Raw genomic sequence first — 1,133 nt, 5'->3', positions numbered from 1 at the left:
TCCATGGCATGCGCCCAGAACTGGCAGATGCGGGTGCGATGTCGTCCGGGGTCGAGCACTGGCATCGGCGTCTCGTCGCAGAACACGCGCGGCGCGCTCTGGATCGTCCGCAGCTGAAGCTCATAGAGGCTTTTGAGCCACCAGGCGGTACGCTTCACCCAGCCGGCGAGCGTCGCGCGGTCGAGCTGGATGCCCTGGCCGGCCAGGATCTGCACCTGCCGGTACAGCGGCAGATACCAGGCGAACTTCGAGACCACCACGTGGGCCACGAGGGCCGTCGACGCCATGCCGCTCTCAATGAGGCGCGGCAGCACCTTCGCCTGCACCACGCCGTCGGTGCAGCTGCGGCAGCCGTACTTGGGACGGATTGTCCGCAGCACGCGCAGAATCGCCGGGATCACGTCCAGCACCTCGCTGACGTCCTCGCCGATCTTGTGAAGCCGACCCTGGCAGCACGGGCACGCGGTCGCCTCCGGCTCCAGCACCTGCTCACAGCGCGGCAGATGCCTGGGCAGCGCGCCGATGTTGCGGCGCGCCTTCTTCCGCGGCGGCTTGCCAAGCGGCTTCGCCGCTGCCGCATCGTCGTTGGCAGCGGCAGGTAGCGTGACGCCAGTCTCAAGATCGGCGAGGTCAAGCGCGAGCTGCTCGGCCACGAGCGCAGCAAGCCGCTCCGAGCGCTTCCCGAAGATTAGCTCCTTGAGCGTCTGCATCGCCACGCGCAGCCTCCCGTTCTCGGCGTCAAGCGCGAGCACCATCTCGGTCAGAGCCGTCGGATCGGTCGGGAGAGCGTCGGGGCGAATCGCCATGATCAGACGATACATGCGCACGCGACACGCTCCAGTGAAATCCTCGCCTCTCAGCCGACAACGGCCGGCTGCTTCACAAGCTTGGGTGAGACACGCGTCCACTCGAGCCCGTCGAGCAGCATCGCGAGCTGCGTCGCACTTAGATGCACCACGCCGTCGCGGATCGGCGGCCAGGTGAAATGTCCTTCGTGCAACCACTTCGTCACCAGCACCATGCCGCTGCCGTCCCACGCCAGAAGCTTCACTCTGTCGGAACGTTTGGAGCGGAAGACAAACACGCTGCCGTCGTAGGGACTCTTGTGTAGTGCTTCGCTCACCAGCGCCGAC

2 protein-coding genes are annotated in these 1,133 nt (G+C 66.4%); both read right to left on the bottom strand.

Annotated elements, in window-relative coordinates; translation table 11 throughout:
• Nucleotides 1-821 (bottom strand): IS66 family transposase (locus FXV83_RS38075; RefSeq protein WP_148745007.1); only part of this gene is annotated, 821 nt, incomplete at its 3' end.
• A 35-nt stretch (nucleotides 822-856) separates the two neighbouring features.
• A partial coding sequence (gene tnpB, locus FXV83_RS38070) for an IS66 family insertion sequence element accessory protein TnpB (protein ID WP_148745005.1) occupies nucleotides 857-1,133 on the bottom strand: 277 nt, incomplete at its 5' end.

It is taken from the genome of Bradyrhizobium hipponense (genome assembly GCF_008123965.1).
GTDB classification, from domain to species: domain Bacteria; phylum Pseudomonadota; class Alphaproteobacteria; order Rhizobiales; family Xanthobacteraceae; genus Bradyrhizobium; species Bradyrhizobium hipponense.
The sequence above is the reverse complement of the archived record's forward strand: the minus strand, read 5'-3'. Positions and strand labels throughout refer to the sequence as shown.